Here is a 25,701-nt window from a genome sequence, read left to right on the forward strand (position 1 = left end):
TAATAGACATACATTTTTGTTATTTTCTTCTATCCTCTCTTCATGTAATATAAAATAGAGAGATAAGGGGTATAAGGAGTGAGAACATGTTAAGCGGCTGGTTTTTGTGGTTCATTTTATTTTGGGGTACAGTGATGATCGGATTACTCGCAATCGGTGGCTTTTTTATGTTTCGCAAATTTTTAAAACGATTGCCAAAGGAAGATGGGAAATCAGAGCTTGATTGGCAGGATGAATATATTCAAAAGAGCCTTCACCTATGGCGGGATGAGGACAAACAATTGTTAAATGAACTCGTATTACCAGTTCCAGAGTTGTTTAGAGATGTTGCCAAAGAAAAAATTGCGGGTAAAATTGGTGAGCTGGCATTAAAAGAACAGGCTGCCAGCATTAATCTAGACTTAATCATTCGCGGCTACATTATGGCTACACCAAAGCGGGATCATAAATTTTTATTAAAGCGCCTTCAAGAAAAAAACATTGATCACTCGCCATATGAATCGTTATTAAAATAACCTCCTTTTTTAAAAAGGAGGTTTAATTCATTTGAATCTGCTGCGGATCTAATTGTTTAGACAGCTTTCTAAACGACAAATACATGGCAACCCGCCAAGCACGATCATGCCAAAGGCAAGAATCCAAAACATCCCGCTTAATGAGCCATAATCAATAGAAGAACTTAGGATGGTCTTCATCCCGATACGAAGGACAAGAAGTCCAATGAGAATAAACACAAATGCTTTTGACCGCTTTAAGTAAATGTCATTGCCTCTAATTTCAAACTTCGATGTTTTAATTAAAAATATAGAGAAAAACATCCCCACTGTGATCGCTTCTAGAAATTCAGCTCCAGTTACCCGAAACATTGGAACAAAAAACATCAGTGCACCAGTGCTCATGAAAATAGGAGGTAAAATAATTTTTTTCGCCGTTGCAGGTTTTGCAGATGACTTAATGCGAATAAACATGACGGCCACCGCCATACATACCGCAATTATAGAAGAGATCAAGATCATCATATCAAATCATTCCTTTATTCTTTAAGGTCAGCCTATGTATAATATACTCCAATTGACGAAAAAAAACCATTCGCCGCGACTGTAGAAAACGATTTCAAAAGCCTGTAAAACCGCCAAACAATGATGAAAACATAATGATAATCCATGTCAGAAGATCAAAGAACAGCAAAATCCCTACCACAATCATGATAAACCCGCCCACTCGCATGATGAGCTGCTGGCGCTTTCTGATCCACCCCATTTTCGTAATGAAAAAGGAGAGAATAAAAAACGGGACGGCAAATCCAAATATATACGCAATCATATACATGACAGCCGACTCAGGATTGTTACTCGCCAGTGTGATGACAGCGGATAAAATAGGTCCAGTACAAGGTGTCCATCCAGCGGCAAAGCCCATTCCGATGAGAATGGATCCAAAAAAACCAGCAGGACGATTTTTGAACTGTATTCTCTTTTCGCCCATGAGGAAAGAGGGCTTGAATACGCCAAGAGTCATAAAACCAAAGAAAATAATAAGGATGGCTCCAATTTGACGAATCGCTTGATGATAATCATTAAAAAACTTCCCGACAAACGATGTCCCAAACCCAATCGCAATAAATATAATAGAGAAACCAACTAAAAAGAATAAAGTATGAAGAAGACTTCTTCTTCTCAGCATCACCTTCTCAGATTTCACTTCATCTATACTAACGCCCGTAATATACGATAAAAACGCTGGATAAAGCGGAAGACAGCACGGTGAAATAAAAGAAAGAAATCCTGCTCCAAATGCTAAAAAGTAATTCAAATCTGTCAAAAGAACACCCCCTTCTTACAAATATACAATAAGAGATGACAAAATCATTTCATTTTTTTTACATCACCTCAATAAAGATGGTCTATTCTCTTAAAACCTTATATAATTTAATTTGACATCAAGATAATGAATCCTTTAAATTTGAAAATAAACCTTAAAATGGATATAATAGAATCGATTCTTTTTATCAAGATTTGCATGAAAGGAACATGACTTTGGTAAAAACATCATTATTAACTCAAATCGAAGAAAAAAGAGAAGAGCTGATGAAAGTTGTCTTGCATAATGGGATGACATCAACAGTGACCATCGAACATAGCCAGCAGCTAGATCATCTCCTCTTACAATATCAACGACACTTACACTCAAACTCAGCCAACTAATTATACTTCATGATATCAAACATGCCGAACCATTGTAGAACAGTTGATATGTGTGACCATAAAAGAAACGAAAACCTCTGATATAGGGGTTTTTTGTTTTTCATGCTGTTTGACGCAATAATAAAAACCACCTTCCCTGCTTCATTCATGCAAGTACAGTGGTTTTAAGCGTCTGATGAAGGTGAATTGAATAAAGAAAGGACAACGCTTGTCCATTCTTTATAACCATGTTCCATCTATGATCATAATATCGTACGTATTATTTCGCTTGGTTGTTCATGGCTTTCATCATTTGATTGATTTTCTTCTGGGACGGTTTCATGCCCATTTGCATCATCATCATTCGAAGCATTTGTTCATTAATCGGTGGATTCTTTTTCAAATAGCTCATCATATACTTACGAGCAATAAAGAATCCGAGTGCAACTCCTGCAAGCAGTGCAACAACGCCTACAAGGATGACAACCCATAAATCCATAATTCTTCCTCCTTCATGTTGTCTCGTATAAAGTGTACTAAACAAAAGGCTATTATACAACATTTCACGTTCAATTTTATTTTTTTAAACAAAATTCCTCACTTTTACTGGATTAAGCCACCCGTGCTTCTTTGAACTAAAGTCCATCGCAAGAAAACAAGGGCTGATTTTTCTCAGCACTTCAAAAAACACCGCTTCTGCTTCATAACTGCCAGTGGCAGACATTTGGATATACCGGTCTTTAATAATAAATGCTGCGGTTCCTTTTCCATCTGGTAAGGAAGCGCTGTAAATCGAGCCTATTTGTGTATAGTGAATGTTCGTTAAGTTATTCATGAGACGCTGGTGCATATGAAAAGCAGGGATTCGTTTCGTCACATAATCCACTTGCTTCACAAGCATAACTAACTCATCGTCAGTGCGATTCGTCCAGTGTAACGACTCAAACAAATGAAACAAAATCGATTCTCTGCCAAAATAGTGATGTGCAAATTCATCCTCAATCCAATAAATATAATAATGGCGTTCCATGTCTATCCCTTCCTTTCACATTTCGTCAATCTCGTTTATTGCTTGTATTATACAAAAATGTGAAAGAAAGAATTGTCTATATATGAAGCAAGAAGAAACTAGTTTTGTCAAAAAAACAAGAAAAAAGAAAAAAAGTTTGCAGAGCGGATGAAAAAGCTCTGCAAACAGATAGCAAAAAAGCATGATGCTTGGAGTTCGTTTATTTATTCAGCTTCGCTTTCACACGGCTGACTACATTGCTGACAGTAAATCCGTATTTCTCGATAATGGTTTCACCTGGTGCAGAAGCGCCAAATTTATCAATTGCAATCACGTCACCGTCAAGGCCAGTGTAACGCTCCCAGCCAAGTGAAGCACCCATTTCAATCGCAATACGTGCACGTACTGCTTTAGGAAGAACGGATTCTTTGTATTCGTCTGACTGCTGATCGAAGCGATCCCATGCAGGAAGGCTGACAACAGATGCGCGGATACCTTCTTTTTCAAGTGCTTTTTGGGCTTCAATGGCTAAACCAACCTCAGATCCTGAAGCGAGTAGAAGTGCTTCTGGCTGTGCATCAGCTGCTTCAACCACAACGTAACCACCCTTTTCTACTCCCTCATATGCCTTCTCTGGTGCCTGGTCAATCGTTGGAAGGTTTTGACGAGTAAGAACTAGTGCAGTCGGTTTATCAGTTGAAGATACAGCTAGTTTCCACGCTGCAGCTGTTTCATTTCCATCTGCTGGGCGAATAACGGAAAGATTAGGCATCGCACGCAGTGAAGCAAGCTGTTCAACCGGTTCATGCGTTGGACCATCTTCACCAACAGCGATACTATCATGAGTAAAGACATATGTGACTGGAAGTCCCATTAAGGCAGCAAGACGAATCGCTGGTCTTAAGTAATCTGAGAAAACAAAGAACGTTCCGCCGAATACACGAAGACCGCCGTGAAGTGCCATACCGTTGAGCGCCGCACCCATTGCAAATTCTCTCACACCGAACCAAATGTTTTTGCCGGCATAATTATTTTTTCCGAAATCATCCGTGTTTTTAATCGTTGTTTTGTTTGATCCAGCAAGGTCAGCAGACCCGCCAATAAAGAAAGGTACTTGCTTTGCAATGCCATTTAACACTTCGCCTGAAGAAGCGCGGGAGGCAAGGCTTGAACCTGCTTCATAAACAGGAACCTCTTGATCCCAATTTTCAGGAAGCTTTCCTTCAATCGCAAGCTTCAGCTGTGCTGCCAGCTCTGGATATTCTTTTTCGTATTGCGCAAATAGCTCATTCCAAGCTGCTTCTTTTTTCTGACCAGCGTCTTTGACAGCTTCTTTGAAATGATCGTACACTTCAGAAGGTACATGGAAATCTTCTTCAAACGTCCAAGAGTAAGCATCCTTCGTCAGCTTAGCTTCCTCGCTGCCAAGAGGTGCACCATGCACACCAGACGTTCCCGCACGGTTTGGCGAACCGAAACCGATTGTTGTTTTCACTTCGATTAAAGTAGGTCTGTCTGTGCTTTGTTTCGCCTTTTCAATAGCAGCTGTTACTTCTTCAATGTTGTTGCCATCTTTCACGTAAAGAACTTCCCAGTTCATCGCTTCAAAACGATTCTTCACATTTTCAGAGAATGAACGATCTAAGTCGCCATCTAAAGAAATGTCATTTGAATCGTAAAGAACGATTAAACGGCCTAAGCCTAAATGACCAGCAAGTGAAGCAGCTTCAGAGGAAATCCCCTCCATTAAGTCTCCATCTCCGCAAATGCTGTATGTATAGTGATCTACAACCTGAAAGTTGTCTTTGTTATACGTTTCCGCAAGATGTCTTTCTGCAAGTGCCATCCCTACTGCCATAGCAATTCCCTGGCCTAAAGGACCTGTTGTGGCATCTACGCCTTCTGTGTGTCCAAATTCAGGATGTCCAGGTGTTTTGCTTCCCCATTGGCGGAATTGTTTTAAATCGTCGATGCTCAGATTGTATCCGCTTAAATGAAGCATGCTGTATAGAAGCATAGAACCATGTCCCGCAGATAAAACAAAGCGGTCTCTGTTAAACCATTTTGGATTTTGCGGACTTACGTTTAAGTGATTCGTCCATAAAGCGTACGCCATTGGTGCAGCACCCATCGGCATTCCTGGGTGACCGGAATTCGCTTTTTCAATTGCGTCTATGGAGAGAGTACGTATTGTTGCAATAGATTTCAATTCAATCGTTTCCATATAAATCCCCTTCCGTATCTTGTGTACACCATTATCATAAATCTACTGTCCTTTTTTCACAACTATTTCACGCTGAAAAAGAAGGATTTTGTCACATTTAGTTTATCGATCACCTAAAAAGTTATGCAAATATGAAAAAAGACGAGAATAATCTTCCCATCTTTTCAAAATTCAAGAAATCACAGCTTAATGAAGGTTCTGATCTTTTTCTCTTTTTAATTTTTCTGGTGTGACATCGTTTCCTTCAGGATCAACGATCTTGACAGTTTTAAGTGTATTTTTCATAGAAGAACGAAAAGCTTTCAAATACTCTTCTCTCAACTGCTTTTGTTCTGTTTTTTCAGCGTCTGATAAACCGGTCTCTTTCGACTTTTTTGAAAGCTCATTTATTCTTGCAAGCTGTTCTTTAGAAATCATGACAAACTCCTTTAAAGCATTTTCTCTACATACTACTAAATATCAATCATTTTGACAACAAATCACGCTTTAGGTGGTAAGACCTTTTTCATATTCTTGATACCTTCTATGCACCGTTGCTTTTGAAATGTCAAAACCTAATGCCTGAAGAGTTGCGGCAATTTCGGCGAATGTCATATTGTTTTTTCTTAATCGAACAATTTCTGAAATCGGCACTTCAATACGCTCACGGCCAGGTGCATGGTCCTGCTGCCTTAAATTCAGTTCAGGCTGATATCCGCGCTCAACTGCCCTTTTCATTCCCCGCTTGATTTTCAGGTTATGAATTTTCCGTTGGTATTCTTCGACGACTCCTACAATCTCAATGACCATTTCATCTGCTTCTGAAAGCTCAAGCTCTCCTCTATGAAACACGCTGTATACCTTTACGTTCTCTTTAAATAGACAATGAAGAAGTGCAATTTTTGCTTGTCCTCTTCCAAGACGTGTTTCATCCTGGATCAGAACGGCATCGATTGACTCTTCCTTCAGTGCAGCAAGCAATTCAAACACACCATCACGATCTAGATCATATCCACTCGCTTTTTCTTTGATGACTTTGACCACATTCATCTTGTGCATGGCAGCTAATGCCAGCAGTTCTTCTTCTTGTCTTTTCAGCGAGGTTTCCTGCTCTTCTTTGACAGTGCTTACTCTCGCATAAATGATTGCGTTCATGTCTAAAATCGACCTTTCTATTGTACTGTTGCAAGCTGATATACGACTGGATGCTCTTTTTTGACGGGTATGACAAGAATGTCGCCAGGCTGGATTTCAGTTGAAGCAAGATCATTGTGTTCGGTAACCCAATCAATAAATGCATTTTTGTCGATTGATTTGCTGTCGTTTACTTGATCAGCTAACCCCCAAAGAGTATCACCTGATTGAACCTCTATTTTAACATACTGATTTGTATCATTATGGCTTGTGACTGCAATAAGTGAGAGAAATATGCCAACGATGAATGAGAATACCCCAATAAAAATAATAGATTCTTTTAACCTCATAATGTCATCTCTCCTAATAGAATATGCGTTCGCTCTTTCTGTCACTCATTATAAATACGAACAAACGTTTCTGTCAAACGTTTTTTTCGAACCTATGTTTGTACTGTTAGGAAAAACATGCTATAATTTCTTTAAAATTGACGTTTTGAGGTGCAAAAGATGACGAAGCTATCAAAAAGACAACTCGATATCCTGAAATTCATCAAAGATGAAGTAAAAAGCAAGGGTTATCCCCCATCCGTCCGTGAAATTGGAGAAGCTGTCGGTCTAGCATCCAGTTCAACGGTCCATGGACATTTAGCTAGACTAGAAACAAAGGGCTTAATTAGAAGAGACCCGACAAAACCTAGAGCGATCGAAGTACTAGATGAAGAGGAAATGAATATTCCAAAGAGTGCTGTAATGAACGTTCCAGTCATCGGAAAAGTAACGGCCGGCCTTCCTATCACCGCTGTTGAAAATGTAGAAGAATACTTCCCTCTTCCAGAGACTTTTGCAGCACCAGATGAACAAGTGTTTATGCTTGAAATTATGGGAGAAAGTATGATTGATGCAGGTATTTTGGACAAGGACTATGTCATTGTGCGTCAGCAAAGCACCGCTAACAATGGAGATATTGTGGTCGCCATGACAGAGGAAGATGAAGCGACCGTGAAACGCTTTTATAAAGAAGATACACACTTTAGATTACAGCCAGAGAACCCATCAATGGAACCGATTATCTTACAGAATGTGAGTATACTAGGTAAAGTGATTGGCGTATTTCGAAATATTCATTAAAAAAAGCCGGTATATCATCAGCTACTGATGAGAACCGGCTTTTTCTTATGCACAAGAATAGGCAAGAATACTTGAACTTGGGAAGGAACCAAATGTAAAGTTCGGCCATATAAAGCCAGTAGTTCGACCAAATGGCTGTGAGGAAAGGATATACATTAAAAATACTTGACCGTTTCTCAAAAGCACAATTGTCCATCTTCTATTACATCCCGCTGCAAATTGTACAGTTTGATGGCCTCCGCCAACACCGTGCCCAGATATAAGCGACTGCATACTTTGTGGCTGAGAGAGTGCTTGCTGATACTGCGAAATGATATGCTGCGGCGGTGCCGGCGGGGCTGAGTGTCCGCCTGAACCTTGCCCTGGCCAAGTACCTCCTCCTCCGATCGGAAACCCAGGAAACCCTCCACCTTGAGGAATACCAACAGATGGGAATCCTTGCATCTGCCTATCATATGAGTACCCATTCCACATACCTTCATACGGATGATACATAATAAACACCACTTTCTTTAGACATTCATCACGACAGTATATGTCATAAATAAAAAAAGTGTGTTAAACGTCTAAATAGAAATTTTTCCAAAAGACGTTTCGTTCTTCTTTAGAACGGTTAAATAATAATTAAGAAGAAAAATAAAAAAAATGAAAACTTTTTGTCTCCCTCAAACGTTATATAATTAGAAACAAAAGAAATAAAAAACATTTAGATTTAATACTTGTAATATCACTGTAATTATTGTAACATTTGTAACATAAGAAGTTTTCATTGAGAAAAGGAGGCAATTGCCTTGAAAAATTATTTGTTTTATTAACTGCTATTATGCTTATGATCTCATTACAAACTACAACATTGGCCGCTTCCAAGAAATCAGCCGCTTTGACAAATAAAGAAGCGTTACATATTGCCCTTGATGCAAGAGAACACTTTTGGAGTGCAATGTCAGGCTACAAAATTAAAGAACATTCTAATTACAAATTAAAATCATTTACCTATAAAGATATGACATACAACTATCTTTCTAAAACATTTGATACAAAGAAAAAATTAAACAGCTACCTATCTCAAGTGTTCACTCAAGATGCCATCAAACATGGTTTAAAAGATTATCAGTTTATTGTTCATAAAGGCAAAATGGCTGTTCCAGTCGGTGACGGAGATAACATGCTCAATTGGGAAAAAGCCACACCTAAACTTGTTTCTAAGAAACAAACAGTCCGCACATATGAATTTACTGTCCCAACACTTGATGGACGCAAAGTAAAACGAACTGTTACGTACGAAAAAGTACAAAAAGATTGGAAAGTCACACAAATTGACGCTGTCATCTAAATAAAAAACCAGGCCTCTCATCGGCCTGGTTTTTATATTGGAGAAAATTCAGTCATGCGGTCCAGCGCGTGAGCAAGTGATGATGCCGTGCGAAATTCATTAAAAGGAAGCCCGAGCTGTACTGCTGTTTGAGCAATTTCTGGTCTAATTCCTGAAATGGTCGTTTCTACTCCAATTAACCGAAGTGATGTGACAAGATCAAAGATTTGATGAGCCACCATTGTATCAATAATGACAACACCGGATAGATCAATACATAAATGCTGAACCCCTTTTTGCGAGCACTGTTTTAGCGTATTTTCTAAAATAATCTTTGCTCTCGCTGTGTCAATATCACCTACTAAAGGCAACAACGCAATCTGGCTTTTTAAAACAATCACCGGTGAACTCAATTCATAAATCATATCTCTTTGAGCCACAAGCTTCTTCGTTGTATTTTTCACATATTGCTGGATAAACACATGGATTGAAATATTAAACGCTTCGGAAATTAAATCATACCAATAAAAAATGCGGTCAATATCAATGTCACCTTGACGCTGTTTAATAAATTCTTTTAAGTAATGCAGAACGACTCTTTGATTAGACATGTATTCTCTTACGACATAATCTAATGGTGTATTTAAATGCTTCGGATCACTGGCTAAATCCTCAGACCATTTTTTAAATTCAGTATGTAAATATGTCTTGTCTTCAATAATAGCTCGTATAAAGTGCTGGTAATAATCTTGATTCTGCCGTTTTAGCTCTGCAATGATGCTGGAATCTGTTGAACGATATATCGATTCTGGATCATCGTCCTCAATTGATTCATACCATGTTTCAGTCAGCTTCTCTGCATGCTGCATAAAAAAATCGTATAATGCACGGTTCTTATCCATAAGCAAATGTCCCTTCACATTTTCTTCTTGTCAGTCTTTGTACCTTATAGATTGATTGTACCACTGAATCTTTTTTCCCTGCCAGCTCGGATACGCTCTGCCATAAACAAAAAAGGCACCCGCTCGAGGGGTGCCTTTTCCTCAGATTTATTTCACAATGAATAATATTCTTTTCCCATCAGGAAATCCGCTGATTTGGTGCCCGACCCATGAGCCTGCTCCCCTATTATCAGATGGACTGACATATTGAACGCTTGCGCCTTTTCCTCCCTCAAGACAAACCGCCATCGGCCATTCATCCCGGTCAAATCCAGGTTTTGTCGGAATCCCTTTTAATGATTCTTGCCTGCGGGCATCTGCTCCATTCCTGTCAATGGTACACACATCTGAATGCCCTTTTCGAATGGCTTCTTGAATATGACTGCCTGTTTCAGGGTACCTTTCCTTTGGAAATTGAACGACATGATCATATCGATCAGCCCCTTTTGCTGCCTGCTTCTCTCCAAATCCACCTAACAACATGCCCATCCATATCACAAAACATAAAGCGACAGCAGCGATCCAGCCTCTTTTCATCTTCAAAAGCGCGTGACCTCCTCATCCATCTCAAGCATGATTTTGACTTAAAGGAAATGTGACATTTTAATGTATGAGTGGTTCGCGAATGACATGTGAAAAAATTGATGTAGCTCTCAATCTCAAATCCACAGGTTAAAAAAATGAATCCTCTATTAAATGAATCCATACAAAAAAGCTTGTCCCCTATGAAGGAAACAAGCTCTATTTTTTATTGCGCTTTCGCATAGTTTATAAACTCAACAAAGGCAGCTGTCGCTTTTGGACCGCCATTCATCGTTCCGTTTGAATAACCAGCGTTATGAACTCCAACGATTTGCTGGTTCTGATCCAGCATGGCAGAACCTGAATTTCCGCTGAATGTATCAATCGTATAGTATGCTAGATTCGTATCTTCTCTCGTCACAGGACCTGACATCTCCCATTGTGACACCTTGCCAGTCGATCTCATTTTATCACCAGGATATCCTGAGATTTTAATGGTTGTCCCAGTCAAGTTTGTCACCTGGCGGATGGATCGGTAGCCGACCGTATTGCCAATATTCGTATCGGTTTTGATTACGGCAAAGTCATATTGACTTGCACCAGTATTAATATACCCGCTTGGCACATAGAACTCAGTCATTTTTGCTGAACCGTTCACCGCAGTACTATCATTCATACCAGGATATACGGTTCCTTTTTCACTATAGCTTCTCGATGCCGTGTTGTACACGCAGTGTCCGTTTGTCAAAATTTTATTAGGAGCAATGAGTGTCCCTGTACAGCTGGAGCCGCCAAATGTAATATAAGCAATCGAATTGTATGGTGCTATTCTTGTATTTGCTACTTTGGTTCTACCATCGTCTCCAATGACGACTTTTGTTTGAAAATCTTTTAAATATTTTGATAGTGGTTTTACTTTTTCGCCAACAGTAGAAGAAAGATCATCCACTTTGTCAAAGGATGAGGGGGCTTTCGTATCATTGTGGAAATCACTTGAAGAAATCACTTTTCCATCAGAAGTCACCATATCATAATCAGACGTTAGTACTGAATCCGATGTGGCATGGGCAAAACTAGGCACACTTAAAGCACCAAAAACGAGAAGAGAAGGGAGTAACATTTTCACCTTTTTCATCATATTCCTCCTTTATGTCCTATATCAAAAATCATACGATTGTTTCATATTGGAGTAAATGAGAGAATATTCTTATTTTTTACAAAATATTTCATTTTTAAATTAGGTGTTTCGTATCTTCCCAACCTTCATTCTATCGATCTCTTTCTATGAGAATAGAAAAAAACCGCCTAATTGGCGGTCTTTCCTTTTGTCAGCTCCACACATCTTTTACATATCTATTGTCATTTGCAAGGGCTGCCAGCCAATTTCCTGCTGTTTCCTTCGAGCATTGTTTCTCGTTTTGATAGAGATCGATTAGTGTAGCCTCTACATCTGGAGCCATGACTTTTCCGTCTCCGCACACGTAAAGGTAGGCACCTTGATCAAGCAATTCGATGAGCATGCCGCCTTCTTCTTTCAACAAATGCTGGACATATACTTTTTGCTCATCGTAACGAGAATAAGCACGATGGATATGGATAACTCCTTTTTGCGCGGCAAGCTGCATTTCATCAAAATATAGATCATCTTCCTCAGGGTGACGGCAGCCAAAATATAAGTGGGCTTCGCCTAGCTGCTTCCCTTCCTTCTGCCACACTTCTCTTGCCTGAACAAATCCTCTAAATGGAGCAATTCCTGTACCTGGTCCGATCATGATCATCGGCACTTCTGATGAAGGAGGCAGCTGGAATCCGTCTTGCGCTTCATGCAGGAAGCAGGCTACTTCTTCTCCTTCTTTTAGACCACATAAATAGGTTGAGGCAACTCCGGCATATTCTCCTCTGCCACTCCACGCTTTATCTTTTACAACTGCTACTGTGATACTGACTTTTTCTTCATCTACCTTAGGCGAGCTAGAGATCGAATAATAACGCGGTTTCAAACCTGGTAAAAGCGCCAAAAAGTGTACAAACGGCAGCTCGCACGCTTCATATTGATCTAATAAATCCAGCATGGTTACTCGTTTCTTTAAAATGGCTTCTTGATATGCTTCTCCAGCCATTTGTTCAAGCTCCACGCGGTGAGGCGGACATACCGTATGTGCTGCGAGCTCTCTTAGCTGTGTACGTGTCGCAGGCTCTTGAAGCTCAACATGTGAGGCGAGTAATTCTTTGATTGGAATCGGCTGTTCTAATGGTAAATGACTTGCCTCTTTCTCAGATGAAAGCTTGATATGCTGCTCTGGATTTAGTTTAAAGCGGCGGGTCACACGCTCAACGAGTGCATCACTATTTTTCGGTACAATCCCAATATGATCTCCTTCTTTGTATGCTTTTCCAGCTGGCAATTTCAGTTCAATATGTCTTGTCTGCCTCGTGCTTTTTTCTGATTGTAATTCTTCATTTTTCAATACAACAGCTGAAAAGGCATCATATATTTTAGCTACAGGACGCTCCACTAGCTCATTCGTATAAGCAACTGATAGGTTTGGTTTTTCCTTCCCCTTTTCTTGGAAGGTGAGCTTAAATTCTTTTGCAAGCTGTTCAAAGACAGTTTTCTGGAAAATTTCTTTATCCTCATCCATATCACCACCTGCATCACCTTCTCCTAGATCAGCTACACGTTTGGCACCTTTTCTTTCAAGGGCCTCATCAATCAGACGGGGGATCCGCTGGTACGTACTCGCCCAGTTTCGATCTCCGCATCCAAAGACCGCAAATGTCACGTTTGATAAATCCTGCTCCTCATCCTGCGCCAGCCAATCCACAAATTGCTTCGCATTGTCAGGCGGATATCCGTTGTATGAAGCGGTCACGATGAGGACAGCGCCTGTATCTGGCAATTGGCGTGTATATTCATCAAGCGGCGCAGTGGTCACATCGAATCCTTTTGCTTTCCCGTCTTCCGCCAATTCGTTCGCTATTTGCTTTGCTGTGCCAAGATTCGATCCGTACAAAACTAGCAGCGGTGTACCGTGATTCGGCACTTTTGACTCACTAGATTGGTTGCTTTTTTTCGGTTCTTCTTTCGGTGGTGCCATAAAGAATTGCTGTTTCCTTGGCCGCACCTTGATTTTGAAATCGTTTGGTTTAATCGTCAGAGATTCTTTTAAATCAAGCTCATAAGATGTGTGATCAATTAACTCTAAATTATGCAGGACCATCGCGAGAACCATCGTAGCTTCATGCAGGGCGAACTGCATACCGATACATGCACGCTGTCCATTCCCAAAAGGCTTGTAAGCATGCTGCGGGATTTTCTCAGGATGCGTAAACCGCTCTGGTTTAAAATCTTCAGCATCCTCGCCCCATACCGCTGGATCACGGTGTAATTTAGGGAGCAGAACAGAGACACTTTGATTCTTGTGAATCGGATATTTTCCCCCGATTACTGTGTCCTCTTTCGCATAAAGAGAGAACGTAGGCGCGGTTGGCCAGAGGCGAAGGGCTTCATTTAACACCATACGAGTGTAGCTTAGCTTTTGCACTTGTTTAAATGTCGGCAATCCGCCTTGCAGCACCTCATCTGCTTCTTGGACAGCTTTCTTCAATTTCTCTGGATTCTTTAATAAGAAATAAATCGCAAAGGATAGCAGTCCGCTTGTTGTTTCGTGCCCTGCAATTAAGAAGGTGATGATTTGATAACGGATATTTTCATCAGATAAACGTTCACCTGTTTCAGGGTCCTCTGCATGCAGCATAAGTGACAGTAAATCATCGCCTGTTTTATCTTGTTTTCTTCGTTCCTGTATAATGTCATCTACTAATTGCTTCATAAAATCGACATGCTGATCAAATTCTTTTCTTCTTTTGATCATGAGTTTATCGGCAATCGGCAATCGGCTCGACTGCTCCATTGCTTCATTTAAGCCTTTCAACATGCTTTCTATGAATGGATGCTGGTTTTCTTTATAAAAACTGTTAAAGCGAAAATCAAAACCGCAAAGGCCGATCGTATCTAAAGTCAGCTTTGTCATATCCTCAGCTACTTCAATTTCTTCATCGCGGCCTGTTCTTTGCCATTTTTGTACAAGCTGTGTCGCAATATCGAGCATCATCTCATGATAGCCCTTCATAGCCTGCTGGCTGAATGCTGGCATCAAGATTTGATGAGCCTTTCTCCAGTTCGGTTCTTCTGTCCAGCTCGTAAATAACCCATCTCCTGCAAAGGCTCTTACTTTACTGAGACTAGTCCCAATAAATTTATCAAAACGGCTCTCATCAAATACTTCTTGGACAAGCTCATGGCTGGAAACAAAAATACTTGTTGCATTTGAAAATTCAAACTGAAAAATCGGTCCTAATTCATCTGCCAGCCGCCAAAAAGTTTGAGAAAGCTCCCCTTTTTTTATATGGGGAATATTTTTAAAAGGTCCGTATGTTTTTGGTTTTGGAATGATTGATGTTTGCTTCATATGCCCACTCCCTTTATCTCTTTATGATGCAACGCTGATGGCGCGCCATAAACATTGCTCAATCTCCTCTAAAAATTCAATTGTTGGCTCTATTTCTTCTGCAAGAATTTGTTTATGCAGCTGCACAAAAGCACCAAATACAATCGATAAAATGGTTCTGCCAGAGAGGTTTGGATGAATTCCATCCTTTTTCCCTTCTTCAAAGATAAGGAACAGCTCATGTAACAAATGCTGCATTTTCTCTTTGCTCGTTTCGTCTAAGTAATGGGACCGTTTATCAATCTCTAAAAAATACAGCCCGCTTGGATTCTCCTTTGTAAACAAAACCAAGCAATAAAATACATGCTTAAAGTACGCCCGAATACTTACCTTTGGATCTGGACTGTTTGTGTTCATTTTGTCGATAAATGCTGAGAGGCTGCGCTGGTACAAAATATTGACGAGTGCCTCTTTGCTGTCGAAATAACGGTAAATGGTGCCCGCTCCGACGTTTGCTCTTTTTGAAATCATCGGCATTGTGGTGCCATCAAAGCCTCGTTCTATAAATAGTTCCAGCGAAGCTTTCATGATCTGTTCTTGTTTATCAGTCACTGCTGGCATTTCATCCCCTCCTTTTGAAATATAGGAATGAACGTTCATTCCGCAAACGGTATATTATATTAATATTTCAATTTCATCTATTTATACTTAAACACACTTATTTTACTCCGTCACCACATTTTCTGAAAATAATAATAATTGAGAAATGATACCTAGGCAGATGACATCCAAAGGACTTATAAAGATTGTCAAATGTGTGTCATGCAGGTGTCATCGGCACTACACATTCATTCCTGATCGATTGGTGACTGAATGTGGTCGTCATATGTATCAATATATAAGCTTCCATTACTTGAACGGACAGCATAAACAATGTCCTTTAAGGACAGCTGCCTTTTTTTAAGCTCTTCTTCTATCCATTGCTCTGTTAAATGATTTTCATGTATGTTTTTTTGGATGAGTTTCCCGTCCATGATGACTTCAATCGGCATGTAACGCTCTGCCTTCATGAATAAATGAAGATCCTTCCGTGTGACATTTTCAAACGAAGGGTATTTTTTCACTGACATATGCCCATCTGTTTCAATCATGGCAAATTCAACTTCACTAATATCAAAGATGTCTTTTTCTCTCAGCTGCTGATTTAAATAATCAAGGGTATATCTCATTCCCTTCATATTTCCTTCAAGAATTTTCCCATTTTGTATGACAAGAGTTGGTTTACCAGCCATCAGCCCTCTCATCTTCCGGCTTCTTAATGCAATCAGGGAAATCACATAAATAATCATGACAAGTGACACAAAGGAAATCGTTGTGTGCTGTAGCGGCAGCGTTGTATTAAACGCCAGGTTTGCAGCAATTGAACCTAAGCTGATGGCTGCTATAAAATCAAAAATATTCATTTGCGCAATGGTTTGTTTCCCTAAAAGACGTGCTCCTCCAAATAAAATCGCAAAAGCAAACATCGTCCGAAGAATCACTTCAATATGTTCAGACATGCAAGTGTCCACCTTTCATTTGCATCAAAAAAAGCCTTTTCCTTAGAAAAGACTCTTTGTTAGACTATGCATTTATTTAATCATTATTCAATTGGGCAGTACTGCTTTGTTCAAATTGTGATCGCAGTTCAATAATTGAGCTATTCCTCACATGATCTGCTTCTTGCTCAAGAAGCCACGTATAGAACTTAGCTTGCTCCGCTGTTTGCAAAGCATGCATATATTTTTGCGAGGAACGCTTCTCTGCAACGCGCTGCTTGATCCCGCGCATCTGCTTCCAGAATTGATAATAAGGGAGCTTGAGTTTGGTCATAAAGCCGCGAGCGTCCTCCATGACATATCCCTCTTCTTTCATTGTGTCATCATGAGAGACCGCTTGATACCATTTATAAAAAGACGTCCAATCATGGAAAACAGCCACTTCCTGCTTGCTGGATATTCCCAGCTGCTTTCTTAATCTTTTCACTTCAGCGAATGGTGCTTTTTCGTAGCTTAACTGCCGCTTCACTATATCGAGTAAAATGAGTTGATCTTGTTCATATGTGATAATATGCGGATCTTTTTCTGGCAAAATGACTTCAAACACCAGAGATACATGCTGGTCACGGACGTATGATTTGATGTAGTCAGCTTGCACGTCATCGAAGGTCTTATAAAATAGCTCTTCGACCCAGGAGGCATGCTGATTTTGTTTCACATGTGATGTATACGATTTGGACGTAAACACCAATTCATCTTCCATTTCGTTATACCCAACAGTTCCTAAGTATCCATTTGCTTTATCATATACGGTGACAGGGAATTGTAAATGGTTCACTAAATGCTGCATTCTTGTCTCCGGACGCTCATCAATGTTAAAAAATTTATTGTAGCTTCTAGACACAATCTGCTTTGAAACCATGTTGACAAACAAACCTCTTGCCTTCACATTCACATCGTCCCACTGCCGCTCACTAAAAGCCTTTTTCGTAAAATTAAAAGATGAAATATGGTGTGGAAGCTTTAATTCCTGTACATATTCATGCTGATCTAAATGGGCTAAAAAATCATCCAGTGAAATATCTGGCTGAACAGCAGCTGATTGTTTTTTCTCAGAAGCTCTGTAGACTGGATTGTCAATTTCATGAGTCTTAATTCCTTCAGCCGTGATTTTCAACACCCGCAGCTGCCCCCCAAATTCAACCTGACCTTCTAGGTTATAAGATCTTTCCGCTGCGTGAATTGGCAGTCTGTATAAATTGCGATGACCGTGAATTTGGATGACATCCAGCCCAGCCGTGTTTTGAACAAACAAGTGATCAATGTCATCTGAATATTCTCCTACGCCGTGAATGAGCTGCTGTGTTGAGACATGCAGAAGCTCTTCTGGCAAATGAGCAAGCCCCCCGTGGGTAACAAGAAATGTCTGGCCATGGTATGTAAAATACGTAAGCTGGTGAAATGTTCTAACAAACTTTCGTACTTCTTTTAAATCAAAATCAGCTGCTTCGATTTCAGGCGCAGTATGACGATTAAACATATTGCTTTTGACCTTTTCACCATGCGCAAACCGGTATAAATGCTGATCATGATTGCCTTCAATGACGATGACATTCCGGCATTCTCTATGGGCAAGCATCCATTCTAATACTTCTTTGTTTTCTATTCCTCTATCAAGAAGGTCACCTGCGAAGATATAAAGTTCGTTTTCTTTGATATCTCCTTGCAAATAAGTGGTAAGTGCGGTGTAACAACCGTGAATATCCCCGAAAACATGAATGGCCTCATATTGATCAAAGGATCGAGGCTGATAGGTCATCACTTGCGGATATTCCTCCGGCTTCAAAACAGTCACCCATGACGGGACCTTTTCTGTTTTTAACCGCTCGTTCATTTGATACAAAACAGATTCACGCACCACTTTGTGAGATTCACGTGAGCGATTTTGTAAAAGAGCGGTCTCAAGGGGCACCTGCGTGAAATCGACGACATACACCCTATAACGATACGATGTCGCTAAAGACTTATATTGAGAAATTGATTTGCTTGAAATATGTGTCGCATCAATCACAGTAAAGTCTCCGCGCTCCATACGGGCTGTGAGTAAATCGAATAATAAAGACCAAACTTTGTGGTCATGCTTGCTTGAAATGTCTAGTTTCCCATTGACTGATAGCTGCGGCGGCTGGGTTAACAGCCGGATTTGATCCGCTGATAAAGTGTAAGGCTCTAAGCCTTGTTCTTTGATCCATGTTGATTTACCTACGCCTGGGAGACCTCGTAAAAGGACTAAAGTTCTCATATTGGTTCTCCTTTAATGAGTGATATTTTACCTATTATAGATAAATTATGGATAAATCTCAATCTTTTATTGATTATGGTAATATATACATAGAAAAGGAGGTTTTACGTATGTTTAATGGAGAGAATATGGCATTCAACATGGGAGATCTTCTATTTCAAGTGTTCTCTCTTCTATTCATTGCCTTTACTGTGACAATCATTGTCATCGCGTTTCGCATGATTAGAAGAAAACGAATGGAATTGAAAAAAATCGAGGCAAGATTAAACAAAGTAATTGAAAAAAACGATCTAAAAGAGTAAAAAATCCGGGAGCTAACCGGATTTTTTTGTTTTCATCACGATTCCTTGACGCTGCTGCATCAAAAAGAAAAAAACACCTAAAAGAACAAGCAGACCGCCAAGCATTTGGAGCAGCGTGACTTTCTCTCCAAGCAGCCATACAGCAAGGATCGTTGCCCCAACAGGTTCTCCTAGTATACTCATTGAAATGGTTGTCGCATTAACATAAGTTAAAAGCCAATTATTAATGACATGAGACATAGTGGGAATGATAGCAAGCAATAAAAAGATTCCCCACTCCTTAGCCGGATAACCTATAAAAGGGGTTTGCTGAAGCAGATTGAATAAAATTAAAAAAAGACCAGCAAAACCAAATACACAAAAACTATAAATCCAATGAGATATTTTTCTGACAGCCTGTTGACCTATTAACAAGTAACAAACAACAGCGATCACACTCAAAAAGGATAAAATATCTCCTAAGATGGCTTCCTTGCTATGACCAATATCTCCCCAGCCTATCATGAGGGCACCAACAATCGCTGCACACATCGTCAATAGAGCTGACATCGTCGTTCGTTCACGGAAAATGAGGAATCCGCCTAATAAGGACACCATCGGTTGTAGAGCGATAATAATGGTAGAGCTTGCCACTGTCGTCAGCTTCAGTGAGCCAAACCACAGCACAAAATGGAGGCCTAAAAAGAAGCCTGACATACATAAGAAAAACCAGTCTCTGCGTTTTATTGAGAGAAATTCTTTTTTTCTTGGCAGGATAAATGGCAGCATGAAAGCCGCCGCAAAGATCATTCGATACATACTTAAAATAGCAGCAGGTGCATTTGACCATTTCACAATGATTGCAGAAAACGAAATAGCAATTATCGAAATCACAAGTGGCAGTGCAATTGATTTCGTTTGAGCAGTTGTCTTGATTTCCATTAGCAGCTTCCTTTACATCAGCAGTAGATGAGCAGTTCATCTTATATGTCGTCATCTTACTATGTCCATTCACCTAGTGGCAAGATGATTTTTTTAAAACTGGCGTCAACTTGTTGGATGAAAAAAAGCTTTCATTACGAAAGCCTTCATTCATCATCTATTAACAGATAAATGGCCTGAACTGGACCATGAACCCCTACCACTAAATTCATTTCAATATCGGCAGAATTACTTGGACCTGATATGAAATGGATGGCACCTTTCGCCTGCTCCCCCTCTTCTACTGAGCGATTAAGAGCCGAAACAGCCTGAATCATTCGCGGAATAATCGAGCTTTTCTCTATACACACGATATACATCATTGGCAAAAAATGCAGCGCTCTCCCTTGACCTTGATGGGATGAAAGGACAACTGTACCTGATTCTGCAAGGGTATAATCACTGAACACAACTGCATATTTCGCTTGTTCTGCCTGCCTTATGTTTTCTTCTCTTGATAGATCTGTATTCCAGCAGGCGATGGAAATCCCATCTCGTTGCAAGCTGTCAAACATAGGGCTGAAACCATATTGTTCAAAGCGATGATCACACGATGTCATCACAGCACCCTCACCATATTCTGTCATCAACAATCGTAATACCGAGGGCGCTTTCTCCGGTGTTGTTTCGACTACTCTTGTATGAATTTGCTGACATTGCTTTTTCAATTGCTCGACTAATTCATCTTTAGACAAACTTCCGTTTGTATCCCACTGGACTTGATGCTTCCATGCCGGCCGTTGAATAGAGGCAGATGGGGAAGAGTTTTTGCCTAATTGATGCTGGATATGAGATAAAAACGACTCTCGGTGAGAAATGGTCCCCTTCATCGCTGCTCCTCCTTTTGTCTCTTCTTAAACCAATCCCTGAATCTTTCTTTACTTGGAGCTGGCAGGTCACGAATATCTGTCCAATTCTTTAAAGGACCTATTCCTTTTGAAATTTGTCCATTTGTCGCCATACGATTCATCAATGCAGGGGCTGCTTTTGTTCCAAATTGATACATCCCGGGAGACGCTGCCCCTATGCCAAACATTTTCATCGCCAGCATTTCAGTTTTAGGCGCTCTCCCCTCTTTTTCAACGATTACCTGTCTATGTTTAATCAATAACTCATGAAGTGGAATCTTCACTGGACAAGCATCCGTGCAGGCTGCGCACAGACTTGATGCAAAAGGGAGCTCCTTGTAGTCATCATAGCCGCCAAGAAGCGGCGAAAGAACAGCTCCGATTGGTCCTGGATAAATCGAACCGTACGAATGTCCGCCAACATGCCGGTAAACGGGGCAGACATTGATGCAGGCTGCACACCGGATACATTGGAGAACAGGCTGAAAGGCCGTTCCTAATATATTTGACCGCCCATTGTCCACAATGACCAAGTGGAATTCTTCTGGTCCATCCACTTCACCTTCTCCTTTTGGTCCCACTACAGAAATATAACTAGTTAATTTCTGGCCGACTGCGCTTCTGCACAAAAGACCCACAAGGACATCCAGTTCCTCCATCGTTGGAACAAGCCGCTCCATTCCCATAACGGCAATATGCGTCTTCGGTATAGCCGTGACAAGATCCGCATTCCCTTCATTTGTTACAAGGCAGATGGACCCTGTGTTGGCCACTGCAAAATTACAGCCGGTCACACCAATATCAGCTTCTAGGAATTTTTCACGCAAGATGGCTCTTACAAAATTCGTCATTTCTTCGGGTGTTTCTGACATCTCATACCCTAGCTTCTCATGAAATACTTCCCGTATTTGTTCTTTCGTCATATGAAGGGCAGGTGCCACAATATGTGAAGGCGGTTCATGGTCATCCACTTGCAGAATATATTCGCCAAGATCGCTTTCTACTACCTCACAGCCGATCTCTTCAAGCGCTTGATTCATCTCGATTTCTTCTGTGACCATTGATTTTGATTTGACGACCTTTTTGGCTGCTTTTTTCTGTGCCACCTCTTGAATATATGCTGATGCCTCTTCCTTTGTTTTTGCAAAAAAAGACATGGCCTCCTCGTGCACTTACACTTTCACTTAATTGATATAAGTAGTCATCAAGATGCGTCAGCGTATGCTGCCGGATTTCCTCACCAAGCTCACGCCACTTTTCCCAATTGCCAAGCTCCTCACTTGCAGTCAGCCGCCTTTTATACAGACGTTCCTGTGCTGAGGAGACAGCACCTCTCATGACAGCGTCTTCTAAACCTTTCCCGATCCGTTCTTTAAAGGCCTTTTCTCCAATTTTCATACTCATGTGCTGTTCCTCCTCTTAAAGTCCGCGGCTGTTTAATACTTCTGCGATGTGCATCACTTGGATGGGTTTATCAAGACGGTTCAGCCTCCCGCCAATATTCAGCAGGCAGCCGCAGTCAGCACCAATGATATAATCAGCGCCTGTCTCCTCTATGCTTTGTACTTTTTCGTCAACCATCTGCTCAGAAATAGGGGTCATTTTCACTGAAAAGGTTCCTCCAAATCCGCAGCAATTTTCTGCGCGGGGCAATGGTCTCATCGTCAAATCTTTGACATTTGACAACAGCGTAAAAGGCGCCTCCTTAATACGCAGCAGTCTCGTCATATGACAGGAGGTGTGATAGGCTGCGTTCCCTTTCAGGCTTGCTCCTACATCTGTCACGTGTAATATATCAACAATAAACTCTGTTAATTCATATGTTTTTGCGGCAAGTGCCTCAGCTTTGGCCGACCACACTCGGTCTTCTTTTAAAAGATGAGGATATTCTAAAAACATCGCCTTACACGAACCTGATGGTGTCACAACATATTCAGCTGACTCAAAGGCTTTGATCATGTTTTTCGCTGCTTTGATTGTCTCCTTTGTATAGCCGCTGTTAAAGGCTGGCTGTCCGCAGCACACTTGTGCTTCTGGAAATTCCACTTCAACACCGAGTCTTTCCAATACTTCCACTGTCGCCTTTCCTACATTTGGCTGCATCGTGTCGACTAAACAAGTAACGAATAAATGGACTTTCATCGGCGAACTTCCCTTCTATTGCTGCATTTTGATTCATCATTCTGATCATCTGATGATTAAATAACAGGCCTTAATTTCATTTTAATCCCAAATTTCTGAAATTTCAACGAAGTGATTTGTCTAAAATTTGTACTTATGGACTGTGTGACTAAATAAAAAACGCCCTTTTCATAGGGCGTTTTTGATGTTTATTTTGAAATCAATTCACTAATTTTTTCTTCAATAGGTGTTAACGGCCGGCCTAGTAATGTTTCGAAATCTTGGCTTTCGACAGCTAATGCACCATCGCGAATGCCGCTTTGAATGGCTTTGACAAATGGCACTGCTTCTTTTGGTACACCATTTGAAGCTAAAAATTCTCCAAATGTATCTACATCTATTTTTTCTACTTTGATTTCTTTTCCGCTCACCTTGCTGACAATTTGTGCAAGATCACTATGTGTCCGAAGCGGGCCTGACAGTTCATATATCTCCTGATCATGTACTGGAAGTGTTAACGCATTTGCTGCCGCTTCTGCGTAGTCATTTCTTGTTGCCCAGCCAACCTTTCCTTCGCCAATAGGGCTTAAAAATGGTGCGCCGCTGACTGACGCCAGAATCGTATCTTTTTCGTTTTCAACATACCAGTTGTTTCTTAAAAATACATGAGGAATGCCAGAGGCCAAAATGGCTTCTTCTGTTTTGGCATGGTCATTTGCAAGGACAAGCTGACTCTCTCTTGCATTGACAACACTTGTATAAGCAATAAAACTCACATTTGCTGCTTTTGCCGCTTCGATTGCCGCTTTATGCTGCTGCACGCGGTCTCCATCTGCCGTTGAAATGATCAACAGACGGTCAATGCCCTCAAATGCTGATGTCAATGTGTCTGGCTGAGTAAAATCTCCACGGCGTACATCCACCCCAGCATCCTTCAAATGTGCTGCTTTTTGCGGATTTCGAACACTTACTGCAATTTGTTCAGCCGGTACTTTTGTAAGCAAATGCTTGACGACGAGCGATCCAAGTTGTCCCGTTGCGCCTGTTACTAATAATTTCATTTGTTGACCTCCTCATTTTTCGTTCAACGGTGATGTGCATTCGTTATAATCGAAATGGTTACAACAAAGGTGTAAAAAAAGCTCTAATGTACGAGCTTTTTTATTCCGCCTCTGTTAATAATTGCTGAATTGTCACTTGCTTTAGGTGATTCTCAAGTGCAGCTTGTGCTTCTTTTAGTTCATGCCGAAGTCTCGTGTCCATCGCTTGACCAATCGGGCATGCGATGACGGGCTGATGAAAGTTAAACAATTCTTCATCCTCGCTTACATCCACAGCACGATACACATCTAACAGCGTAATATCGCCGGCCGCTCTTTTTAAATAAGCACCGCCTACTCCGCGGCGAATCTCAATGAGACCCGCCCGTTTGAGCATTGCCATCATTTTTCGAACAATGGCTGGATTTGAATTCACGCTCTCTGCAATAAAATCACTAGTACACTCTTTTGGAACACCTGCAATAAATGACACAATATGAACAGCAATCGGATACCTGCTGCTAATTTGTTTCACAATCTTTCACCACCGTTGTAATCAATATAGTTACAATAAGTGATTTTGTCAATCAATAAACGGATTTTTCTTTCGTTCCCAATCCTCATACGTCATGATATCGTAGTCTTCTCCTGTATCAAGTTCAAGCGGAGCAATGCATTCAAGCAGATTCTCATCTGGGTCAAGAAAATAGATCGCTGCATGAAATTGCGGCGGATTATCGAGAACTAAAGGCTGCTTTTCTTCTGAAAAACCAAACATTGGGTGAATGCTGATGCCTCTTTCGATCAGCCAAGTCTTGATCTGTTCGATACTAGACGTTGTAATTTGAAAGGCAACGTGCCGAGTCGAGGGATGGTATGGAAAATGGTTCATATCTACTTTCCACAGGCCAAGCCAGCTCTTTCCTTTCTCAATCCATAAAAAAGCAACTCGTTCATTTTCATGAGCAAGTGTCAATTCCAATTTTTCATAAAACGCAATAGATGCCTTCAAGTCACTCACAGGTAAATGTGCTTCATATAAACCTTTCATCATCATCAAAATCACTCCTTTTCTACCTTCTATTCTGCAGGAGTTGATGATATTCTGCCTCAGCAAAACGATGTATTTTATCCCTAACATTAGTTTGAGAGACATCGTATGTTTGACCCTTTGCAGATGGGGGAAGGTGTTCAAATAAAATAACAGAAAGGAGCGGTTCATATGCCTTGGACGATGAACGATTATCCAGCTTCATTTCAATCATTAGACAACATCATTCGGAAAAAAGCACTTGAGATTGCCAATAAAATGATTCAGGAAGGCTATGAGGAAAATAAAGCCATTCCAATTGCAATCAGTCAAGCGAAAGAGTGGAAAAAGAATGCCACCGAGAAAGAGATAGAAAATTTCTCATCTCATGGTTCTGTCAAACCTTCTGAAGGCAGCAGCTCTGCGAGACCAGTGCTAATGGATCATGCGCAGCATGTAGTAAAACACGAGAAAGGCTGGGCGGTTCAAACAGAGAAAGCGAAACGAGCAAGCGAGGTCAAAGAAACAAAACAAGAAGCAATTGACCGGGCAAAGGAGATTTCAGCTAATAAAGGAACATCCGTTGTCATTCACCGAAAAGATGGGACGATTCAGGACGTGTTAAAGCCGCAATAAGACCGCTCGTCAGCGGTCTTAGCGTGTAGACAAACCCTC

27 protein-coding genes and 2 pseudogenes are annotated in these 25,701 nt (G+C 40.7%); 6 read left to right on the forward strand and 23 right to left on the reverse strand.

Annotation, left to right across the window (positions count from 1 at the left end; all coding sequences use genetic code 11):
* Window positions 1-86 precede the first annotated feature (86 nt).
* Window positions 87-515 carry a DUF2621 domain-containing protein gene (locus tag AOQ70_RS07060; protein WP_024427086.1) on the forward strand — a complete coding sequence of 143 codons (429 nt, stop codon included), beginning with the start codon at window positions 87-89 and terminating at the stop codon, window positions 513-515.
* A gap of 22 nt (window positions 516-537) precedes the next feature.
* On the opposite strand, the pseudogene AOQ70_RS07065 reads toward AOQ70_RS07060, so the two are convergent.
* Window positions 538-1,019, reverse strand: a pseudogene (locus AOQ70_RS07065) (CcdC family protein).
* A gap of 94 nt (window positions 1,020-1,113) precedes the next feature.
* Window positions 1,114-1,821 carry a cytochrome c biogenesis protein CcdA gene (locus AOQ70_RS07070; RefSeq protein ID WP_059375393.1) on the reverse strand — a complete coding sequence of 236 codons (708 nt, stop codon included), beginning with the start codon at window positions 1,819-1,821 and terminating at the stop codon, window positions 1,114-1,116.
* Window positions 1,822-2,030: 209 nt separating this feature from the next.
* Between AOQ70_RS07070 and AOQ70_RS07075 the strand changes: the two genes are divergently transcribed.
* Window positions 2,031-2,204 carry an aspartyl-phosphate phosphatase Spo0E family protein gene (locus tag AOQ70_RS07075; RefSeq protein WP_369810454.1) on the forward strand — a complete coding sequence of 58 codons (174 nt, stop codon included), beginning with the start codon at window positions 2,031-2,033 and terminating at the stop codon, window positions 2,202-2,204.
* Between the two features lie 259 nt (window positions 2,205-2,463).
* Here the strand turns inward: AOQ70_RS07075 and AOQ70_RS07080 are convergent, their stop codons facing one another.
* From AOQ70_RS07080 to yneA, 6 genes are all read right to left on the reverse strand, one after another.
* Window positions 2,464-2,682: a YneF family protein gene (locus AOQ70_RS07080; protein ID WP_003212379.1), complete on the reverse strand. Its 219-nt coding sequence runs from the start codon at window positions 2,680-2,682 to the stop codon at window positions 2,464-2,466.
* Between the two features lie 84 nt (window positions 2,683-2,766).
* Complete coding sequence (gene sirA / locus AOQ70_RS07085; RefSeq protein ID WP_024425134.1) at window positions 2,767-3,213, reverse strand: sporulation inhibitor of replication protein SirA; 447 nt, start codon at window positions 3,211-3,213, stop codon at window positions 2,767-2,769.
* A gap of 199 nt (window positions 3,214-3,412) precedes the next feature.
* Window positions 3,413-5,416, reverse strand: coding sequence for a transketolase (gene tkt, locus AOQ70_RS07090; RefSeq protein ID WP_059375396.1), 2,004 nt, complete (start codon window positions 5,414-5,416; stop codon window positions 3,413-3,415).
* Between the two features lie 186 nt (window positions 5,417-5,602).
* Window positions 5,603-5,833, reverse strand: a complete 231-nt coding sequence (locus AOQ70_RS07095; protein WP_024425132.1) for a DUF896 domain-containing protein — start codon at window positions 5,831-5,833, stop codon at window positions 5,603-5,605.
* A gap of 69 nt (window positions 5,834-5,902) precedes the next feature.
* Complete coding sequence (locus AOQ70_RS07100; protein ID WP_059375399.1) at window positions 5,903-6,550, reverse strand: YneB family resolvase-like protein; 648 nt, start codon at window positions 6,548-6,550, stop codon at window positions 5,903-5,905.
* Between the two features lie 17 nt (window positions 6,551-6,567).
* On the reverse strand, window positions 6,568-6,879 hold the full coding sequence (yneA, locus tag AOQ70_RS07105; RefSeq protein ID WP_034283425.1) for a cell division suppressor protein YneA: 312 nt from the start codon (window positions 6,877-6,879) through the stop codon (window positions 6,568-6,570).
* 159 nt (window positions 6,880-7,038) lie between these two features.
* Between yneA and lexA the strand changes: the two genes are divergently transcribed.
* Entirely contained in the window at window positions 7,039-7,659 is a 621-nt protein-coding gene (gene lexA / locus AOQ70_RS07110) for a transcriptional repressor LexA (RefSeq protein WP_024425129.1), read from the forward strand.
* Between the two features lie 45 nt (window positions 7,660-7,704).
* Here lexA and AOQ70_RS07115 read toward each other — a convergent pair whose 3' ends face one another.
* Entirely contained in the window at window positions 7,705-8,154 is a 450-nt protein-coding gene (locus AOQ70_RS07115; protein WP_059375407.1) for a hypothetical protein, read from the reverse strand.
* A gap of 328 nt (window positions 8,155-8,482) precedes the next feature.
* On the opposite strand from AOQ70_RS07115, the gene AOQ70_RS07120 reads away from it, so the two are divergent.
* On the forward strand, window positions 8,483-8,992 hold the full coding sequence (locus AOQ70_RS07120; protein WP_059375481.1) for an IseA DL-endopeptidase inhibitor family protein: 510 nt from the start codon (window positions 8,483-8,485) through the stop codon (window positions 8,990-8,992).
* 32 nt (window positions 8,993-9,024) lie between these two features.
* Here the strand turns inward: AOQ70_RS07120 and AOQ70_RS07125 are convergent, their stop codons facing one another.
* The 7 genes from AOQ70_RS07125 to AOQ70_RS07155 form a co-directional block, all read right to left on the reverse strand.
* Complete coding sequence (locus AOQ70_RS07125; RefSeq protein WP_039178899.1) at window positions 9,025-9,873, reverse strand: STAS domain-containing protein; 849 nt, start codon at window positions 9,871-9,873, stop codon at window positions 9,025-9,027.
* 147 nt (window positions 9,874-10,020) lie between these two features.
* Window positions 10,021-10,401 carry a NucA/NucB deoxyribonuclease domain-containing protein gene (locus tag AOQ70_RS07130; protein WP_228280000.1) on the reverse strand — a complete coding sequence of 127 codons (381 nt, stop codon included), beginning with the start codon at window positions 10,399-10,401 and terminating at the stop codon, window positions 10,021-10,023.
* Between the two features lie 259 nt (window positions 10,402-10,660).
* Entirely contained in the window at window positions 10,661-11,569 is a 909-nt protein-coding gene (locus tag AOQ70_RS07135; RefSeq protein WP_059375409.1) for a trypsin-like serine peptidase, read from the reverse strand.
* A 193-nt stretch (window positions 11,570-11,762) separates the two neighbouring features.
* Window positions 11,763-14,906 (reverse strand): bifunctional cytochrome P450/NADPH--P450 reductase, encoded by a 3,144-nt coding sequence (locus AOQ70_RS07140; protein ID WP_059375410.1) that lies wholly within the window; start codon window positions 14,904-14,906, stop codon window positions 11,763-11,765.
* A gap of 21 nt (window positions 14,907-14,927) precedes the next feature.
* Window positions 14,928-15,506, reverse strand: coding sequence for a TetR/AcrR family transcriptional regulator (locus tag AOQ70_RS07145; protein WP_059375412.1), 579 nt, complete (start codon window positions 15,504-15,506; stop codon window positions 14,928-14,930).
* Between the two features lie 227 nt (window positions 15,507-15,733).
* Window positions 15,734-16,444 (reverse strand): DUF421 domain-containing protein, encoded by a 711-nt coding sequence (locus tag AOQ70_RS07150; RefSeq protein WP_058838689.1) that lies wholly within the window; start codon window positions 16,442-16,444, stop codon window positions 15,734-15,736.
* A 76-nt stretch (window positions 16,445-16,520) separates the two neighbouring features.
* Window positions 16,521-18,725, reverse strand: a complete 2,205-nt coding sequence (locus AOQ70_RS07155; RefSeq protein WP_059375415.1) for an RNA ligase — start codon at window positions 18,723-18,725, stop codon at window positions 16,521-16,523.
* A gap of 110 nt (window positions 18,726-18,835) precedes the next feature.
* On the opposite strand from AOQ70_RS07155, the gene AOQ70_RS07160 reads away from it, so the two are divergent.
* Complete coding sequence (locus AOQ70_RS07160; protein WP_059375418.1) at window positions 18,836-19,027, forward strand: hypothetical protein; 192 nt, start codon at window positions 18,836-18,838, stop codon at window positions 19,025-19,027.
* 12 nt (window positions 19,028-19,039) lie between these two features.
* Here the strand turns inward: AOQ70_RS07160 and AOQ70_RS07165 are convergent, their stop codons facing one another.
* From AOQ70_RS07165 to AOQ70_RS07195, 7 genes and pseudogenes are all read right to left on the reverse strand, one after another.
* Window positions 19,040-19,948, reverse strand: coding sequence for a DMT family transporter (locus AOQ70_RS07165; RefSeq protein ID WP_039178879.1), 909 nt, complete (start codon window positions 19,946-19,948; stop codon window positions 19,040-19,042).
* 146 nt (window positions 19,949-20,094) lie between these two features.
* Complete coding sequence (locus AOQ70_RS07170; RefSeq protein WP_059375419.1) at window positions 20,095-20,817, reverse strand: LutC/YkgG family protein; 723 nt, start codon at window positions 20,815-20,817, stop codon at window positions 20,095-20,097.
* Window positions 20,814-22,239 (reverse strand): annotated as a pseudogene (locus tag AOQ70_RS07175) (LutB/LldF family L-lactate oxidation iron-sulfur protein). Before AOQ70_RS07175 ends, AOQ70_RS07170 begins: the two are co-directional and overlap by 4 nt.
* 15 nt (window positions 22,240-22,254) lie before the next feature.
* Window positions 22,255-22,977 (reverse strand): (Fe-S)-binding protein, encoded by a 723-nt coding sequence (locus tag AOQ70_RS07180; RefSeq protein ID WP_058838693.1) that lies wholly within the window; start codon window positions 22,975-22,977, stop codon window positions 22,255-22,257.
* 188 nt (window positions 22,978-23,165) lie between these two features.
* Window positions 23,166-24,017 (reverse strand): SDR family oxidoreductase, encoded by an 852-nt coding sequence (locus tag AOQ70_RS07185; protein WP_059375421.1) that lies wholly within the window; start codon window positions 24,015-24,017, stop codon window positions 23,166-23,168.
* Window positions 24,018-24,117: 100 nt separating this feature from the next.
* The gene (locus AOQ70_RS07190; RefSeq protein WP_059375422.1) at window positions 24,118-24,531 is read right to left on the reverse strand and encodes an Rrf2 family transcriptional regulator; all 414 of its coding nucleotides are present in this window, start codon (window positions 24,529-24,531) and stop codon (window positions 24,118-24,120) included.
* 48 nt (window positions 24,532-24,579) lie between these two features.
* Window positions 24,580-25,053 carry a VOC family protein gene (locus AOQ70_RS07195; protein ID WP_052196523.1) on the reverse strand — a complete coding sequence of 158 codons (474 nt, stop codon included), beginning with the start codon at window positions 25,051-25,053 and terminating at the stop codon, window positions 24,580-24,582.
* 165 nt (window positions 25,054-25,218) lie between these two features.
* Here AOQ70_RS07195 and AOQ70_RS07200 point away from each other — a divergent pair, with 165 nt between their 5' ends.
* Complete coding sequence (locus AOQ70_RS07200) at window positions 25,219-25,662, forward strand: DUF2188 domain-containing protein (RefSeq protein ID WP_059375424.1); 444 nt, start codon at window positions 25,219-25,221, stop codon at window positions 25,660-25,662.
* Window positions 25,663-25,701 lie beyond the last annotated feature (39 nt).

The sequence above is a fragment of the Bacillus sp. AM 13(2015) genome, from assembly GCF_001518755.1.
Classification (GTDB): Bacteria; Bacillota; Bacilli; order Bacillales; family Bacillaceae; genus Bacillus; species Bacillus safensis.